The organism is Kitasatospora sp. NPDC088346, from assembly GCF_044740765.1.
Lineage (GTDB): Bacteria > Actinomycetota > Actinomycetes > Streptomycetales > Streptomycetaceae > Kitasatospora.
The window spans coordinates 223,267-237,792 of record NZ_JBIURH010000002.1 but is presented as its reverse complement, the minus strand read 5'-3'; the positions used below and the strand labels follow the sequence as shown (position 1 = coordinate 237,792).

At 76.6% G+C, this 14,526-nt stretch carries 13 protein-coding genes; 10 read left to right on the top strand and 3 right to left on the bottom strand.

Annotated features, from left to right (window positions below; genetic code table 11):
- Positions 1-109 precede the first annotated feature (109 nt).
- A complete protein-coding gene (locus tag ACIOFR_RS04645; protein ID WP_400992404.1) occupies positions 110-946 on the top strand; it encodes a hypothetical protein in 837 nt (278 codons plus the stop codon).
- Positions 943-3,576, top strand: coding sequence for a DUF6493 family protein (locus tag ACIOFR_RS04640; protein WP_400992402.1), 2,634 nt, complete (start codon positions 943-945; stop codon positions 3,574-3,576). The genes ACIOFR_RS04645 and ACIOFR_RS04640 overlap by 4 nt, the downstream gene beginning before the upstream one ends.
- Before the next feature lie 53 nt (positions 3,577-3,629).
- On the opposite strand, the gene ACIOFR_RS04635 is transcribed toward ACIOFR_RS04640, so the two are convergent.
- The 3 genes from ACIOFR_RS04635 to ACIOFR_RS04625 all read right to left on the bottom strand — a co-directional run bounded on the left by ACIOFR_RS04635 (position 3,630) and on the right by ACIOFR_RS04625 (position 6,150).
- A complete protein-coding gene (locus tag ACIOFR_RS04635; RefSeq protein ID WP_400992817.1) occupies positions 3,630-4,811 on the bottom strand; it encodes an MBL fold metallo-hydrolase in 1,182 nt (393 codons plus the stop codon).
- Between the two features lie 367 nt (positions 4,812-5,178).
- On the bottom strand, positions 5,179-5,634 hold the full coding sequence (locus ACIOFR_RS04630) for a MaoC family dehydratase (RefSeq protein WP_400992400.1): 456 nt from the start codon (positions 5,632-5,634) through the stop codon (positions 5,179-5,181).
- 93 nt (positions 5,635-5,727) lie between these two features.
- The gene (locus tag ACIOFR_RS04625; RefSeq protein ID WP_400992398.1) at positions 5,728-6,150 is read right to left on the bottom strand and encodes a pyridoxamine 5'-phosphate oxidase family protein; all 423 of its coding nucleotides are present in this window, start codon (positions 6,148-6,150) and stop codon (positions 5,728-5,730) included.
- A gap of 348 nt (positions 6,151-6,498) precedes the next feature.
- On the opposite strand from ACIOFR_RS04625, the gene ACIOFR_RS04620 reads away from it, so the two are divergent.
- The 8 genes from ACIOFR_RS04620 (at position 6,499) to ACIOFR_RS04585 (ending at position 14,491) form a co-directional block, all read left to right on the top strand.
- Entirely contained in the window at positions 6,499-7,356 is an 858-nt protein-coding gene (locus ACIOFR_RS04620; protein WP_400992396.1) for a hypothetical protein, read from the top strand.
- 278 nt (positions 7,357-7,634) lie between these two features.
- Positions 7,635-8,114 carry a hypothetical protein gene (locus tag ACIOFR_RS04615; protein ID WP_400992395.1) on the top strand — a complete coding sequence of 160 codons (480 nt, stop codon included), beginning with the start codon at positions 7,635-7,637 and terminating at the stop codon, positions 8,112-8,114.
- Positions 8,108-9,049 carry a hypothetical protein gene (locus tag ACIOFR_RS04610; RefSeq protein WP_400992393.1) on the top strand — a complete coding sequence of 314 codons (942 nt, stop codon included), beginning with the start codon at positions 8,108-8,110 and terminating at the stop codon, positions 9,047-9,049. Before ACIOFR_RS04615 ends, ACIOFR_RS04610 begins: the two co-directional genes overlap by 7 nt.
- Positions 9,050-9,144: 95 nt before the next feature.
- Positions 9,145-9,879 carry an SAF domain-containing protein gene (locus ACIOFR_RS04605; protein WP_400992391.1) on the top strand — a complete coding sequence of 245 codons (735 nt, stop codon included), beginning with the start codon at positions 9,145-9,147 and terminating at the stop codon, positions 9,877-9,879.
- Positions 9,879-11,018 carry a hypothetical protein gene (locus ACIOFR_RS04600; protein ID WP_400992389.1) on the top strand — a complete coding sequence of 380 codons (1,140 nt, stop codon included), beginning with the start codon at positions 9,879-9,881 and terminating at the stop codon, positions 11,016-11,018. Before ACIOFR_RS04605 ends, ACIOFR_RS04600 begins: the two co-directional genes overlap by 1 nt.
- Complete coding sequence (locus ACIOFR_RS04595; RefSeq protein WP_400992388.1) at positions 11,008-12,621, top strand: CpaF family protein; 1,614 nt, start codon at positions 11,008-11,010, stop codon at positions 12,619-12,621. The genes ACIOFR_RS04600 and ACIOFR_RS04595 overlap by 11 nt, the downstream gene beginning before the upstream one ends.
- The gene (locus ACIOFR_RS04590; RefSeq protein ID WP_400992386.1) at positions 12,621-13,610 is read left to right on the top strand and encodes a type II secretion system F family protein; all 990 of its coding nucleotides are present in this window, start codon (positions 12,621-12,623) and stop codon (positions 13,608-13,610) included. The genes ACIOFR_RS04595 and ACIOFR_RS04590 overlap by 1 nt, the downstream gene beginning before the upstream one ends.
- Positions 13,607-14,491 carry a hypothetical protein gene (locus ACIOFR_RS04585; RefSeq protein WP_400992385.1) on the top strand — a complete coding sequence of 295 codons (885 nt, stop codon included), beginning with the start codon at positions 13,607-13,609 and terminating at the stop codon, positions 14,489-14,491. The genes ACIOFR_RS04590 and ACIOFR_RS04585 overlap by 4 nt, the downstream gene beginning before the upstream one ends.
- Positions 14,492-14,526: the final 35 nt, after the last annotated feature.

Sequence of the window (14,526 nt, the reverse complement as noted above, 5' to 3'; positions counted from 1 at the left end):
CATCCTGGCAGATCGGTGCGGGCGGCGGTGTGACCCGGACGACAGGAGTGGATCTGGAACGCGTTCCAGAACAGGGCGGCTGTCGGTGCCCCGCCCTAGCGTTCCGGCCATGACCCGAACCGTACAGGCGTACGCCTGCCTCCAGCCCTCGGCGCCGACCGCCCGGCCAGGCGGCCCGGCCCTCGCGCCGGCCACCTCGGGCGGCCGCACGCCCGTCGGCGGGGTGGCCAACCCCCGGTTCCTCGACGGGTTCCTGACCGCCCCGGCCGCCCGCCACCACCAGCCGCTGCTGCGCGCCTCGCTCGACCCGGTGGTCACCGCCGACGGCGAACGGCTGCGCTTCGAGTCCTGCTCCGGCTGCTGCGGCGTGCACGCCCGCCTCGACGTCCTCGCCGGCGGTCCGGACGGCGCCCCGGTCGGTCACGGCACCACCGACGTCGACGTCACCGACCCGCCGCACCTCGCGGTCGGCCCCGGCGCCCTGGAGGTCACCACCTCCGAGGGCGGCGTGCTCACGGCGCTGGCGAGCGTGGACGCGGCCCGGGACGCCGACCTGATCGCGGTGCTGCTCGCCCGGGAACCCCGGACCGCGGTGGCCGACCCGGCCGACCAGCCCGGGCTGACCCCCGACCGGGTCCGGGCGGCCCCGACCGTCCTCGGCACCGCCGGGCAGATCGGCTACGACGCGGACCGGGCCGAGGCCCGCAACCCCCGGCTGCGCGCGGCACGCGACCTGGTCGCCGCCGGCGCGGTCCGGCCCGCGGCGGACGGGACGGTCACCAGGGTCACCGTCGACGACCACGTCCACCGGGTCCGCACGGCGGCCGACGGCAGCCTCGGCCGCACCAGCCTGTGGTGGGCCAAGTACCGTGGTGGGCGCGGCCCGTGCTCCCACGCGCCGGCCGTCCGGCCGGCCGGCCCCGGCGCGACGGGGGCGGGCCGGTGAGCCTGCTCGAACGGGTCGCCCGCGGCGACCTCGCCGGTACCGTCGCCGAGCTCGGCGAGCTGACCACCGACCAGCGGCGTGCGGAACTGGCCGGGCTGACGGCCCTGCGCCGCGAGCAGCGCGGCGAGTGGTGGCGGGTGCCGGTGGCGGTGCGAGCCGCACTGCTGATCGCCGGGGCGGGCTGCCACAGCGCCCCGTCCGCCGCCGCGGCCTGGATCGGCGGCCAGGACTTCCGTACGAGCGGCAGCTGGGACCGGCCCGAACTGTGGACCGTCCTGCGCTCGCGGCCGGTGGAGTGGCAGATCGCCGTGACCACCCGGCTGGCGCGGCGGCCGGCCCGCAGCTGGAACTGGGACGAGTACCCGCTGCTGGAGCGGCTGGTGCTGGCGACCGGCATGCCCGTGCCGTCCTCGGACGCCTTCGTGGCCGAGTGGCTGCGCCACCGCAGCGCCCCGCGGTTCGGTGCCGCACACCCGACGCTCCGGGAGCGGCTGGAGCACGACCCGTTCGTGCCGGTCCTGGTGCCCCGGCTGTTCGAGGTGCCGGGGACGGGCGTCCTGCTCGCCGCGGACCGGCCGCAGGACGCGGACGGCTGGCCGGCCTGCCTGGCCCGGCTCGCCGACGGCGGCGCGGTCGACCGCGCCGCCCTGATCGACCGGTGCCTGGCCCGGCTGCTGCGCGGCGGCCCGGCCAACGACCAGCGGGGGTTCCTGCGGATCCTCCAAGAGCTCGCGCCGACCCCGGCCGAGAACGCCGCCCACCTGCGCAGCCACCTGGCCCTGCTGGACGGCCTGTCGACCGTGGCCGCCCACGCGCAGCAGGTCCTCACCGAGCTGGACGCCGCGGGAGCGGCCGGCGCCGGCCCGCCCGGTACCGGCCCGCTCGACTCCGACCTGCTGGCCGAGGCCTGCGCCGCGGTGTTCTTCCGCACCGAGAAGAAACTGGTCAGGGCCCAGCTGAGCTGGCTGGACCGGGCCGCCCGACGGGACGGCAGCCGGGCCGGAGCCGTCCTGCTCGCCCTGGCACCCGCCCTCGGACACCCCGACCCGGCCACCCAGGAGCGCGCCCTGGGACTCGTCGCCCGGCACCTGCCGGCAGCCGGTGATGCCGTCCTGCCCGTCCTGCGCACGGCCGCCGAGGCCCTCGACCCGGCCCACCACGTGCGGGCCGCCGACCTGCTCGGGATCGACCTGGCCGATGCGGCCGAGCCGTACCGGGAGTACCTGCCGCCGGCCCCCGGCCCGCGACCGCTGCCCGGCCCGCTCACCGGCCCCGCCGAGGTGGCCGAGGAACTCGCCGCCCTCCTGCACGGCGACCCGGACGTGCCGGCCTTCGAACGCACCCTGGACGGCCTGGTCCGCCACTCCCACCTGGACCGGCCCGCCCTCGCCGAGGCCCTGCGGCCGGTGCTGCGCCCGCACCCCTGGGCCGCCGACCGGTGGGCCGACTGCACGCCCCGGGACCTGCGCTACGTCGCGGCCGCCGCGGCGGGCGAACTGACGCCCCAGCAGGCCTGGTCCGCCCGGACGCCGGGCCGCTCACCGCTGCGCGGCAACCGGACCTCCCCGTTCGGCGCCCAGCTGGCGGCCCGGCTGGAGGAGGCCGCCTGGCAGGTCTGCGCCGCGCCGCCACCGTTCCTGCTGGCCGTCCCCACCGACGCCGTCGGCACCCTGGACCCGGCGGTCCTGATCGACCGGCTGGCGGCGTACGAGGCCGCCAGCGCGACCCCGGGCCCGGTGGACCTCGGCCAGGCACTGCTGCGGGTGGTCCCCGATCCGGCCGCCGCACCGGCCGCCGAGCGGCTGGAGTCCCCGGCCGGACAGCGGCTGGCCCGCTGGCTGCGGGCGGGCGGCCTGCCTCGGCAGGAGGCCGTGCCGCCGGCGCCCGACCGGGCCCGGCGCCGCAGTCGCTGGCCGGAGCGGTTGCGGCGGCCCGCCTTCACCCTGCCCGGCGCCCGGACCGACGAGCCGCTGCCCCCGGACGCGGCCCGGCTGGTCGGGCCGGTCGACGGCCGTCCCGACCGCACGGAGAGCTTCTGGCTCGAACGCAGCGCCGCCCACTGGGTCGCCGCGCTGCCCGGCCACCGCGAGGAGCTCGCGGCCCGCTTCCAGTGGGCCTTCGCGGAGGTCGCCGCGGCCGACCGGCGCGGCCCGGCGCAGATCCTGCCGCTGCTCGCCGGCAGCGGCGGCCCGGCCGGCCGGGCGGTGCACGCGGCCCTCGCCCACGGCCTCGGCGCCCCGGCGGGGGCGGCCCGGGCGGCGGCGGTGGACGCCCTGCTGGTCCTCGCGGCCCGCGGTGACCTGGACGGACCGCTGCTCGGCGCCGGCCTGGCCGACCTGGTGCGCGGGGGAGTGGTGAAGGCCAACCGGGCGGCCGCCGCGCTGCGCTCCGCCGCCGACGCCGGTGCCCACCGGACGGTCTGGTCGGTCCTGGCCCCGGCCCTGCCCGGCCTGCTCGGCGACCGGCCGGTGCACGGCGCGGGCGAGCTGCTGGCGCTCGGTGCGGACTGCGCCCGGCGCTGCTCGGCGCGCGGGCCGATCGCCGAGGTGGCGCAGGCCGGCGCCCGCGGCGGCGCCGGGCGGCTGGTCAGGCAGGCCCGGGCGCTGCACGAGGTCCTGGCGGCGGGATGACGCGAGGCGCCCCACCGGCCGTACGACCGGTGGGGCGCCCCGCGAGGCCGTCGTCAGACCGGGACGCCGCCGTCCTCCACGGTGGCCGGCTTCGCCACCGGGGCGACGGCGACGTGCTCGGGCACCCGCAGCCCGGCCTGCTCCGGCGCGGCCGCCGCCACGGCGCGCCACCAGAGCTTGAGCGGCGGCGGGTCGGCCGGCTCGAAGGGCTTGCCGGGCCTGGGCGCGGCGAGCACCGCGCCGAGCGCGGTGGCCGCCGCGACGGTTCGTTCGGCGGGCTCGTCCCAGGGGTGCGGGGCCAGGTTGAAGGTGGCCCAGTGGACGGGCAGCATCACCGCCCCGCCCAGGTCCAGATGGGCCCGGACGCCTTCCTCCGGGGTCATGTGCACCTCGGGCCAGTAGTCGCTGTAGGCGCCGATCTGCATCATGGTCGCGTCGAACGGGCCGAGCCGCCGGCCGATCTCGGTGAAGCCGGGGAAGTACCCGGAGTCCCCGCTGTGGAAGACCCGGTGCTTCGGCCCGGCCACCGACCAGGACGCCCAGAGGTAGTGCGAGCTGGTGCGCGGACCCCGGCTGCAGTAGTGCCGGGCCGGGGCGGCGGTCAGGGTCAGTCCGGCGACCTCGGCCGACTGCCACCAGTCCAGCTCGACGATCCGCCGGGTCGGCACGCCCCAGTGCTCCAGGTGGGCGCCGACGCCGAGCGGGACCGCGAAGACGGTGCCGGTGCGGGCGAGCCACTTCACGGTCGGCATGTCCAGGTGGTCGTAGTGGTCATGGGAGATCACCACCACGTCCACCGGGCCCAGTTCGCGCAGCGGCAGCGGCACCGGGTGCAGCCGCTTGGGGCCGATCCCCAGGAACGGCGAGCAGCGCTCGCCCCAGACCGGGTCGAACAGCACCCGGCGGCCGTCCAGTTCGGCCAGCACGGAGGCGTGGCCCAGCCAGGTCAGCCGCAGGCCCGAGGCCGGCGGGGCGGCCAGCTCCGCGGGCAGCAGCCGGTGCACCGGCACCGCCGCCACCGGCGCCCGGCGGGTCTTGTCGCCGGTGAACTGCGCCCGGGTCGCCTCCAGCGGCGAACGCTCGTACACCAGGCGCCTGGTGGGGACGGGGTTGCGGAACGCGCCGTCCGCGTAGTTCGGTGAGTTCTGGATCCGCCAGAGGCGGTAGCCCGTCGGATCGGCGCCGAAGGCCTCGGTGCGGACCCGGTGCCAGGTCTCCCTGGGGAGTGCCTTCAGCCGCCCGGGGTTGGCGAGTTCGGCGCCGAGCTGGAGGGCCAGGTCGACCGTGCGGCCGGCGGCCCGGCCGGCGGCTCGGGAGATCCAGGGGACGGAGCTGGGCACGGCACCTCCACGGTCGGGACATCCGTACGACCGCACCGCCGGCCGGTCCGGCCGGGGGTCGGCGTGCCGAGGCGCGTACGGCAGCCGGGTGGGCCAGGAGCCGTGCGACAGCCGTCTCTGCGGACATTACCGGCCAAATGCCCCACTCACGCGGTGGAAACGGGCTCGCCGGTCCGTTCGGCGTACACGGCGGCGCAGGGCCCCGGCCCGGCCCCGGTCACAGGCGGGTCCGGGGCCGGGGCGACGGTGCTCCGACGGCGGCTCAGGCCGTGTAGAAGCGGGTGATGGTCTCCGCCACGCAGTGCGGCTTGGTGCTGCCCTCGCCGGTGATGGTGAAGCGGACCACGGCCTGGACGCCGCCGGGGACGTCCTCCACCGACAGCAGCAGTGCGGTCGCCCGGACGGCGCTGCCGACCGGCACCGGGGCCGGGAAGCGGACCTTGTCCGAGCCGTAGTTCAGCGCCATCCGGACGCCCTCGACCTGGTAGCACTCCTTCGCCAGCACCGGGATCAGCGAGACCGTCAGATAGCCGTGCGCGATGGTGCCGCCGAACGTGCTGTCCTTGGCGCGCTCCGGGTCCACGTGGATCCACTGGTGGTCGCCGGTCGCCTCGGCGAACAGGTCCACCCGCCGCTGGTCGATGGTGTGCCAGGCACTGGTGCCGAGCTCGGTGCCGACCGCGGCGGCCAGGTCGGTGAGGGAGGCGAAGCTGGTCAAGGTGCGCTCCAGTGGGAGAGGGGCTCCGGGCGCCGGCGGGCGGCCCGGGCGGGCCGTCGACCACCGGCTCCGGAGAGTATGCCTACTCGCGGGTCACCTGTCAGCGGGGTCCCCGCCGGGTCGGCGGGTCCGGCCGACCCGGTCCAGCCGGCGGCCGCGGACCAGCTCCGGCGTGATCACCACCCGGGTCGGCGCGCCGCCCTCCGTCCGGCCGGGGACCCGCACCAGCTCGGCCCGCCCGTGCACCAGGACGCTCCAGCCCCGCCCGCTCTCCGGGTCCAGCAGCTCCGCCTGGAAGGCGGCCACCGTGCCGTCCAGCGCCCGGGAGGTCTCGCCGTCCCCGCCGTCCTCGCGCAGCGACAGCAGCAGCCGCCCGTCCGCGGCGACCTCGAAGTCCACCGGGAGGACGGCCGGCAGCGCGTGCTCGGTGTACACCACGCGTCCCACGGGCACGGTGCTCAGCAGGCGGCGGCACTCGGCCTCGCCCAGCGCCTCCAGGCGGTCGTCACGGTCCATGGTCCGATCGTGCAGGGTACCGGTGGTCCGCGACAGGGACCATGGTCCCGCGGCCGCCGTCCGTTGGTCCCGGGCGCCGGTCCGGTGGTGACGGCATGCGGCGGTGGCGTGCGGTGGCGTGCGGTGACGGCGTGCGGCCGTGGTGCACGGCGTGGCGGTGCCGTGGCGGGTGCCGTGGCGCGGGCCGGCCCCGGGGCCGACCGGGTGGCGGCCCCTCACCCGATGCGGTGGATGCGGGCCCGCCGAGGTCACGGCGACGGTAGCTTGTGCGGCGGACGGACACCCGGCCCGCGGCCCGGACGGGCACGGGGGGACCACCGGGCGCACGGGCGCGGGCGAGCGGCACGGATGGGGGCGGTACGGATGACCGGCGGCGGCATCGAGCTGGTGGTGATCGGCGCGGACGGCGGGCCCGAGCGCGGCTACGCCGGGTCCGCGCGCGCGGCGCAGGGCGCGGAGCACCTGGCACAGGTGCTGCCCGGCCGGACCTTCGACGCCGGCACCCGGGGCTGCCGGGTCAGCCGGCCGGCACCCGACACCGACGCCAACGGTCTGCTCACCGTCCTGCGGCAGGCGTCCCAGCGGCCGGCCCGCTGGCTGGTGGTCTGCCTGCTCGGACAGCTGGTCGCCGACCGGCACGGGCGCCGGATCGCCCTGGTCACCGCCGGTTCCACGCCGGACAACGCCTACCGGCGCGGGCTCGCCTGGGACTGGGTCACCAGCGCGATGGTGCACGGGGACCAGGAGGAGACCCTGCTGCTGGTGGACGCGGTGGCGGACAAGGACACCTGGGCCGCGCTCGGCCGCGAGGACGGCGCGGGGGAGTTGCTGAGCCACTCGCGGGTGCCACTGTGGGGCCGGGTCGGCCGGTGGGTCGGCGGCAGACGCGGGCGCGAGACCGTCCTGCCCGGCGGTGAAGGATCGTTCAGCTGGGCCCTCGGCCGGGTACTGGAGCACGGGGTGCCCGGGGCGGCGGCCGCGGTCGGTCCGCAGGAGCTCCAGGCGCCGGTGGAGGCGCAGTTGGCGTGGGGCGAGATGGCGGGCGGCACGGCGGCGGCCAGGCTGCTGACCCCGGGAGAGGGCGGGCGGTTGCTGATGCGCAATCGCGCGGCCGTGCGGGGCGCCTTGGCCGGATTGTCGCTTTCTGAAGAACTGTTGGCAGTTCTGTGGCGAGAAAGTGCCCCAACGGATCCACCTTCCGCGTAAGGTCAGAGGGCCCGGGGTGTTGCCGTGCCGGGGTGGGCTGGCGAAGAATCGATGGCCCCGCAGCAACACAGTGGGACGGCGGACGAGTTCTGCGGCCATGGTCACGGATGTGGCGGCCGCGGCGAGGTGGGGCGATGCGGCAGCGCGGAAATGTGTTGCGCCCTGGGGTGGTTGGGGTTGGTGGGATGGCTCTGCTGTTACTGCTGAGCGGGTGCGGCAGTAGCGGTTCCGCCGGTTCCGCGGAACGCCTGGGTACTCCTGTGGCGACTGTTCCCACCGTGAAAGGGGTAACCCCTTCGGGTGGTTCGGGTGCGGAGTCGGCAGCGCCGACGGACGGACCGGAAGGGGCGATCGGCCGGGTCGCCCTGAGGACGTATCAGAGCTGGTGGGCGGCACAGACCGAGACGTTCGGGCGCGCAGATTCGGACAGTTCCCAGCTCCAGGTCTACTCGTCGGGTCAAGCGTTGAGTCAGGCCGTGGCCTCCCTGCACCAGCTGCACGAGGCAAAACTTGTGATGATCGGTGCGCCCCGGAACTCTCCGGTTCTCAAGAGCCTTGATCTGACGAAGGATCCGCAGACCGCGGTGATCGAGGATTGCCTGGACGTGACCGGCTGGCACCAGGCCGATCCCGCCACCGGAGCGACCAGGGATCCCCGGGAACGGCTCTCCCGATATGTCGCGACCGTCGGTCTACGGAAGGCCGACGGCCGCTGGCTGATTGTGGACTTCCAACGCGAAGTGGGTCGGACATGTTGAAGTCGTTCTGGCGGCCGGTCGTCTGCCTCGTCGCCGCAGTCGGATTCCTGACCGCCGGGCTCGTCCCGGCCACGGCCGACGACCCCTCCGGGGAGTCGAACCCCTGCACCGTGCGCGACATCTGCGTGGTGATCACCGAGCCGGGCTCGACACCGAGTCCCGGGCACACCGGCGGCGGCTCCGGGGGCGGCTCGGGCGGGGTGCAGACCTGCAGCTGGAACGGCCAGGAGTGGCCCTGCTGGGACGACGACCTCGGCTGGTTCAGCTCCTCGGACGGCTGCTACTACCGGGCCTCCCAGCCGCAGCCGCCCGCCGGCGACCCGGCCTGGGCCGGCCACCAGCCCGCCGACGGTGCCGTCTACGAGGTGAACTGCCGCGGTGTCGGGGGCCAGCTGTCGACCAAGCCGCTGACCTTCTTCCCGCAGGCCCCCGGCGGAGCACCGCCCGAGACGCCGGCCCAGCTCGGCGCCCGGGCCTTCGCGAAGATCCACTTCGATGCACCCGAACTGCACGCAGCCCCCGAGGGCACCGCCGTGGTGGGCCTGCCGGTCTGGCTCTGGTACACCCCGACGGCGACCACCCGCGGCCCGCAGAGCGCCACCGCCAAGGGGCCGACCCTCACCGCGACGGCGACCGCGACCCTCAAGGAAGTCCGGTGGGACACCGACGACGGCGCCGCCGCAACGGTCTGCAAGGACCCCGGTACGCCGTACCGGGCGGGCGGCGACCCGAACGCCCAGCCGTCCTGCGGTCACGTCTTCCCGACCGGCTCGGCCCGGAAGCCGAACCACTCCTACGCCCTGACGGCCACCCTGGTCTGGCGGGTGGAGATCACCCGCTCCGACACCGGGGGCCGGATCAACGCGTTCGACTACGAGCGCCCCACCGACGTCCCGCTGCCGCTGCGGGTCGGCGAGGTCCAGGTCCTCAACTGAACCTCGGCACAGCCCAGTCCAGCCTCCGTACGAAAGGCCGAAGCCCGGTGGAGAACCGCACCATCCCGACGCCGAGCCCCGGCACCGCAGGGCTCGTGGCTGAGCCCGCGCGTCCGGCGCCGCGCACGCCGTCGCGCAACCTGGGTGCCCGGCGGCGGCGCCCCGCCGTGCTGGCGATGGCCGTGGCGCTGATCGCGGCCGGCGGGCTGGGCGGGGCCGTGCTGTACAACAGCAGTGGCCAGCGGATCGCCGTGCTGGTGGCGGCCCGGGACATCCCGATGGGGCAGACCATCACCGCGGAGGACCTGGTGGTGGCGCACATCGCCGGCGATCCGGTGCTCAAGTCGCTGGACGCCCGGGATGGTTCGCGGGTGGTCGGGCTGCGCGCCACCACGGACCTCCGGCGCGGGGCGCTGGTGCTGCCGGCCGACCTGACGGCCGATCCGGCCGTGCAGCCCGGCCAGCAGACGGTCGGCGTGGCGGCCAAGCGCTCCCAGCTGCCGGCCACCCGGCTGCAGCCGGGCCTCCAGGTGCTGATCGTCTTCACGCCCGCCAAGTCCGACCAGGCGGGGGTCCGCACCCCGGACACGCTGCCCGCGGTGGTCGCCGCGGTGGGCAAGCCGGACACCGACGGTTCCCAGGTGGTGGACGTCGCCGTGGGGCCCGCGGACGGGCCGCGGCTGGCGGCCTGGGTGGCGACCGGGGACTTCCAGGTGATCCTGGCGCCGCGCGGCGGCCAGGGCGCCGCTCCGGCCCAGCCCCAGGGCGGCGCCGGCCCGAGCGCCGGTGCCGGCCCCAGCCCCAGTGCCGGCAAGGGGAGTGGCGCCTGATGGCAGTGATCGCCGTCGTCGGTGGAACCGGCGCGCCGGGTGCCACCAGTACGGCTCTCGCGCTGCTGCTCGCCTGGCCGTTGCAGCACGGCCGGCGGGTGCTGCTGGCCGAGTGCGACCCGGACGGCGGCGCGGTGCTGGCGGGTGCTCTGGAGGGCCGGGTCGAGGCGGTGTACGGGCTGCGCAACCTGGCCGTCGCGGACCGGCGCGGGCTGCTCGTCCAGTCCATCTGGGACCAGCTGATCGACCTGTCGCCGGACGGCACCGGCGACCGGCTGCTGCTGCCGGGCCTGACCGACCCGGCCCAGGCGCCGGGGCTCGCGTACACCTGGGAGCCGCTGGTCGAGGCGCTGCACGCGCTGGAACCGCACGGGTACGACGTGATCCTCGACCTCGGCCGTTCCGGTGCGACCGGAGCCAGCGCGGTGCTGGCCCGGCGGGCCGACGTGGTGGCCGTCACCGCCCGGACGACGCTGCGCGGGCTGAGCGCCGTCCGGCCCCGGCTGGCCGCGCTGCGGGAGGACCTGGCGGCCGCCGGGGCGGGGGCGGACGCGCTGGGGCTCCTGCTGATCGCCGAGGGGCCGTACCCGGTCGCCGACATCTCGCGCGAGCTGGGCGTACCGGCACTCGGGCTGCTGCCGCACGCCCCGCGGACCGCCCGGGTGCTCTCCGACGGCGGGGACACCGCGGACCGGCGGTTCATCCGTTCGGAGCTGATGCGTACCGCGCGCAGCGCCGTCGACCGGATCCAGGACCTGGCGGCCCGGCGCCGCGAGCGGCTCGGCCACGCGGCTGCCGCCCCGGCGGGCGCCGCGGTCCCAGGCCCGGTGCCCGGGCCGGTCCCCGCGCCGGGGCAGGCGTGGGCGCCGCAGCCGCCCGGGTACGGCCAGGGCGCGTACCCGCAGCCCGGCCACCCCCAGCCGGCGTACGCCCAGCCGGCGTACGCCCAACCGTCGTACGCCCAGCCGGTGTACCCGCAGCCCGGGTACCCGCAGGCGCCCGACCCGCAGCCGCTCGCCCATCCGCAGCCGGCCGGGCCGCACATCGCGCCGCCCGCGGCACCGCAGCCGCCGGCCCCCGCGCCGTTCCCGACCCCGCAGCAGCCCGGGCCGTACGGGGAGGTGCTCCGTGCGCGCTAGCCCGCTGAACCCCGGCGTCAACAACGGCGTCAACCCCGGTGTGGGCGCCGGCGTGGGCACCGACCCCGCCGGGCTGCCCTGGGGCGCGCCGCCCCAGCCGCCCAGGCCGCAGCAGACGCCCACCGGCCCGGTGCGGCCCACCGCCCACGTCGCGCCCGCAGGGCCCGCCGCGCCCGCTCCGCACGCGGTGGCCGCGCTCCGCCCGGCCGCGGTCGGGCCCGCCGTCGACCCTCAGGTGGCCCGTGAGCTGAAGCGCCAGGTGGCGGCCGAACTGCACCAGCAGCTCTCCCGGTTGAACGACGGCGCGGCGGACACCGAGGTCGACCGGGCCGGGCGCCGCCAGCGCGGGCGGGCGCTGATCGAGGAGGCGGTCGCCCGCTGGTCCGACGCCTACGCGCAGACCCACGGCATCCCGCCCACCCGCGAGCAGGACCGGGCGCTCGCCGAGGCCGTCTTCGACCTCCTGTTCCGGGCCGGGCGGCTCCAGCCGTACCTGGACGACCCGGAGATCGAGAACATCCTGATCAACGGCTGCGACGACGTGTGGATCTCCAAGGTGCACCAGCCGCTGCGGCAGGTCCCGCCGGTGGCCGACACCGACGAGGAACTGGTCGAACTGCTCCAGGACCTGGCCCGCCAGCACGGCGGCGGCGAGCGTTCGCTGTCCACGGCGAGCCCGACGCTCGCCCTGCGGCTGGAGGGCGGGATGCGTCTGCAGGCGCTGACCGAGGTCACCCCCCGGCCGTACGTGGCGATCCGACGGCACCGGGTGGCCTCCGCGAGCCTGGCCGACCTGGTCGGCCTCGGCACGGTCGACCCGACCCTGGCGGCCTTCCTGGCCGCCGCGATCCGGGCCCGGAAGAACGTCGTGATCACCGGCACCCAGGGTGTCGGCAAGACCAGCCTGCTGCGCGCGATGGCCGCGGAGATCCCGCCGGACGAACGGGTCGGCACCCTGGAGTCGGAGTTCGAGCTGTGGCTGCACACCCTCGGTCACCTGCGCCAGGTGGTCCCGATGGAGGCCCGCGAGGGCAACGGGGAGCGGGTCGACGGCCGGGCGGCCGGCGAGCTGACGATCGGTGAGCTGATCCCGGCCGCGCTGCGGATGACGCTCTCCCGGATCATCGTCGGTGAGGTCCGCTCGGCCGAGGTCGTCCCGATGCTGCGGGTGATGACCAACGGCGAGGGCGGCTCGATGTGCACCCTGCACGCCCGCGGCCCGCAGATGGTGGTCGACCGGATCGCCGAACTCTGCCTGGAGTACGGCGCGCACATGACGGACACCCTGGCGTACCGGCTCACCGCCAACGCCGTCGACTTCATCGTGCACGTCGCGATGGTCGACGAGACGGCGGTCGGCGGGCGCCGGCACCGCTTCGTCTCGCACGTCCTGGAGGTCACCGGCCTCGGCGAGTCCGGCCGCCCCGCGATGAACACCGTCTTCGGCCCGCGCCCCGACCTGGGCGAGCCCCGGGCCGTCCCGCACACCCCGCCGAACTGCCTGGACGACCTGCGCCGGGTCGGCTTCGACGCCGGGCTGCTCCAGTCCGCGTACGGCAGTTGGGGCAGCCCGCTGAACCTGCGGATCGGAGGGCTGCGCTGATGCTGCTGTACGTGCTGTGCGGACTGCTGGTGGCGGCCGGCCTGGTGACCCTGGTGATCGGGCTGCGGGGCACCGCGGTGGAGCCGGTCGAACGCAATCCGCTGGCGGGCCGCGCCCACGTCCTGTGGTACGGCGCGCCCGGCTCCGCGTCGCCGGCGCTCGCCCGGCTGCGCCGGATCCAGCTGGCGGCGGCGCTGGCCGCGGCGCCACTGGGCTGGCTGTACACCGGCATCCCGCTGGTCGCGGTGCTGGTGGTGGCCGCCGTCTTCGGGCTGCCCTGGCTGTTCGGCGCCACCCGCTCCGACACCCGCCGGATCGAGCGGCTGGAGGCGCTGGCCGAGTGGACCCAGCGGCTGGCCGACGTGCTGCTGCTGGGGGTCGGCCTCAACCAGGCCATCCTGACCAGCCGCCGGACGGCGCCGGCGGCCCTGGAGGCGGAGATCTCCGACCTCTCCGCCCGGTTGCAGGCCCGCTGGCGCCCTGAGGACGCGCTGCGCGCCTTCGGTGACCAGCTCGCCGACGCCACCGCCGACAAGGTGCTCGCCGCGCTGCTGCTGCGGGCCGGGGACAGCGGCCCGGGCCTGGCCCGCGCGCTGGCCGACCTGGCCGGCTCGGTCCGCGAGGAGGTCCGGCAGCGCCGCGCCATCGAGGCCGACCGGGCCAAGCACCGGACCACCATCCGCTGGCTGGTCGGCATCATCCTGTTCGTCATCGTGGCGGGCAGCTTCAACACCTCCTACACCCGGCCCTACGGCACCGCGCTCGGCCAGGTGGTGCTGGCGGTGGTCGCCCTGGCCTTCGTCGCGGTGATCGCCTGGATGCGCTCGCTGGCCGCCCACGCTCCGCTGCCGCGGATCCTCGAACCCGACCGCCGCAGCAAGGCCGGCCGCCCCCTCGACGGCCGCCCGGCCGCCGAGCCGGAGCGGACGACCGAGCCCCGACCGAGGGACCCGCAGCACGAGGTGCCACAGCTCAAGGAGTTCCGGTGATCTCGCCCTGGGCCGTCCTGGCCGGTGCCGCCGCGGCGGGCGGCCTCGCGCTGCTCGCCGCCGAACTGCGCCCCGCCCCGCCGGACCTCGGGCAGGCCCTCGACCGGCTGCACCGCACCCCCGACCCCCGGCCGGAGCGCACGCCCGCCCGCGCCGCCTGGTACGACCGGATCGGCGAGGGCTCGCTCGGCCTGTCCTGGGTCCGCATCCCCCACCAGCAGCTCGCACTGATCGGCCGCACCCCGGCCCGGTTCATGGCGCACAAGCTGCTGTTCGCCCTGCTCGGCCTGGTGCTGCCGGGCTACCTCTCGGCGATGGCGGCCCTCGCCGACCTCCAACTGCCGCTCGCCGTGCCGCTGGTGGTCGGTCCGCTGCTGGCCGCGCTGCTCTGGTTCGTGCCGGACGGCATCGTCGGTGGCGAGGCCAAGGAGGCCAGGACGGAGTACCTGCACGGGATCGCGGCCTTCCTGGAGCTCGTCGCCCTGGAACGGGCCGCCGACAGCGGACCGGCCGAGGCGCTGCGCCGGGCCGCCGCCGTCGGCCGGGGCGCCGTGTTCCGGCGGCTGCGCGACGCCCTGGAACGCGCCGCCACCGACCGGCTGCCGCCCTGGGACGGCCTGGACGCCCTCTCCGTCGAGCTCGGCCTGACCCCCCTCCAGGACGTCGCCGACATCATGCGGATCTCCGGCACCGACGGCGCGGCCGTGTACGACACCCTGCGGGCCCGCGCCGAGGGGCTGCGCAGCGAACTCCTCGCCGCCGAACTGGCCCGGGCCAACACCGACAGCGAACGGATGGTGGCCCCCGGCACCGCGCTCACCCTGCTGATGACGGTCCTGATCGTCTTCCCCGCGCTGTACCAGATGCTGCAATCGAACTGACGCACCGTCCACGCACCCGCCCCCGTCCCGGAGAC

Excerpts from the sequence above, each read along its gene's own strand:
- ACIOFR_RS04645 (WP_400992404.1), top strand. The coding sequence starts at position 110 with ATGACCCGAACCGTACAGGCGTACGCCTGCCTCCAGCCCTCGGCGCCG.
- ACIOFR_RS04625 (WP_400992398.1), bottom strand. The coding sequence starts at position 6,150 with ATGGACCGTGACGACCGCCTGGAGGCGCTGGGCGAGGCCGAGTGCCGC.
- ACIOFR_RS04620 (WP_400992396.1), top strand. The coding sequence starts at position 6,499 with ATGGGGGCGGTACGGATGACCGGCGGCGGCATCGAGCTGGTGGTGATC.
- ACIOFR_RS04610 (WP_400992393.1), top strand. The coding sequence starts at position 8,108 with ATGTTGAAGTCGTTCTGGCGGCCGGTCGTCTGCCTCGTCGCCGCAGTC.
- ACIOFR_RS04600 (WP_400992389.1), top strand. The coding sequence starts at position 9,879 with ATGGCAGTGATCGCCGTCGTCGGTGGAACCGGCGCGCCGGGTGCCACC.
- ACIOFR_RS04590 (WP_400992386.1), top strand. The coding sequence starts at position 12,621 with ATGCTGCTGTACGTGCTGTGCGGACTGCTGGTGGCGGCCGGCCTGGTG.